This is a genomic window from Achromobacter sp. 1011811831 (assembly GCF_059760905.1).
The window spans coordinates 1-409 of sequence record NZ_JCBANG010000223.1 but is presented as its reverse complement, the minus strand read 5'-3'; the positions used below and the strand labels follow the sequence as shown (position 1 = coordinate 409).

The 409-nt window shown below is 61.9% G+C and carries 1 protein-coding gene; it reads left to right on the top strand.

What is annotated here, in order from left to right; all coding sequences use genetic code 11:
- On the top strand, positions 1 to 409 hold a 409-nt coding region (locus AC6LJ9_RS30705), incomplete at both ends, for an IS256 family transposase (RefSeq protein WP_498150464.1).

The following is a 409-nucleotide window of genomic DNA, read 5'->3' as shown; positions in this document are numbered from 1 at the left end:
GGATCGAGGGCACCGAAGGCGCCAAGTTCTGGATGAAGGTCTTCAATGATCTGAAGACCCGAGGCGTGGGCGATATCCTGATCGCCGTGACCGATGGCTTGAAGGGCATGCCCGAGGCCCTGGCCGCTGTCTTTCCCGCGACCACGCTGCAAACCTGCATCGTGCATCTGATCCGCAACAGCCTGGATTATGCGACTTGGAAGGACCGCAAGGCGCTTGCCGCAGCCATTCGGCCGATCTATACCGCCACGAGCGCCGAGACAGCCGAGGCTGAGCTTGATGCCTTCTCCGAAGGCCCCTGGGGGCAGAAATTCCCGACGATCCGCGCCGCGTGGCGCAGCGCCTGGGATCGCGTGATTCCCTTCTTCGCATTTCCGCCAGAGGTGCGCCGAGTGATTTATACGACCAA